Origin of the sequence: Nostoc sp. T09 (genome assembly GCF_002154695.1) — a bacterium.
GTDB lineage: Bacteria > Cyanobacteriota > Cyanobacteriia > Cyanobacteriales > Nostocaceae > Aulosira.
On the sequence record NZ_MTAV01000141.1, the window covers coordinates 1 to 1,194 of the forward strand.

1 protein-coding gene is annotated in these 1,194 nt (G+C 38.2%); it reads left to right on the top strand.

What is annotated here, in order from left to right; all coding sequences use genetic code 11:
- Nucleotides 1-90 precede the first annotated feature (90 nt).
- A protein-coding gene (locus BV372_RS25775) for an ISKra4 family transposase (protein ID WP_143845288.1) occupies nt 91-1,151 on the top strand; the annotation gives its coding sequence in 2 pieces (ribosomal slippage) (nt 91-247 and nt 247-1,151; 1,062 coding nt in all).
- The last annotated feature ends 43 nt before the right edge of the window (nt 1,152-1,194 follow it).

The window sequence follows — 1,194 nt, forward strand, 5'->3', positions numbered from 1 at the left end:
GGGAGTATGTCAACTTTGCTAGAACAGATGAACTATTGAAGAGTGGCAGAATCAATGAAAATAGAGGAAGAAATCAATTCTTACTCAACAATGAAACCAGCCAATCAGAGAAAACTCCAGAAACATCTTCAAGCCGTAGCAAAAATTCTGTATCAAGAAGCAGAGACTGAAGAATTAGAGAGTCTAGCCGGGATTGAAAAAACAATTAGAGCGCAAACTCTAGAATACATTACACCAGAATTAGGGGTTTTTTTCTCAAAGAAGCAACAGGAACTTCATCCGGACGAGTAAGAACAATCAAAAGTATTCTCGGAGAATTACCAGTCAGTGAGAAACAAGCACGAAAGTTAAAACTAGACAAAAATCAAAAAATAAGTCCTTATTTAGAGCAATGTTGCTTGAGAGCAAGTGCGAATGTCTCCTATGAAAATGCAGCAAAAGATATTTATAAATATACCGGAATGTCGATTTCTGCTAATACACAACAAAGAATCGTTCAGCGGTATAAGTTTCCCGAAATAGAATGTGGACAAGATCTAGAAGAAATTAGTGTGGATGGCGGTAAGGTGAGGCTTAGGACTGAAATAAAAGGAGAGCCATGCATCTGGAAAGACTATAAAGCCATCTGTATCAACCAACAAATAAAAGTAGCTAGATTGGGTGAAAATGAAGCTTTAGTCGATTGGGTAAATCAACAACAGTTGGCCAATCCATTAACTTGCTTAGGTGATGGACATCCAGGGATTTGGAAAATAATTCGACAATTTAGTTGTCCAGGAGAAAGACGGGAGATTTTAGATTGGTTCCATCTCATCGAAAATCTACATAAACTGGGTGGTTCTCTCAAGCGACTCAAAACTGCGGAAACTCTTCTCTGGCAAGGAAAAATTGATGAAACTCTCGCTCTCATCTCTCCACTTAAAGCTAAACAAGCTCAAAATTTTTGCCAGTATTTGGAAACCCATCGGCATCGAATTGTAAATTATGACTATTATCAAACCGAAGGTATTTGTTCTATTGGTTCTGGTGCCATCGAATCTACTATCAAACAGATAGATCGGCGATTAAAAATCTCTGGAGCACAATGGGATGAATCTAACGTCTCTCAAGTTCTCAAGCATCGCTGTGCTTATCTTAATAACCAGCTTTAGAACCTGTTTAGTTCGTTTGTTCTAACAAAGTTGACATGCTCCC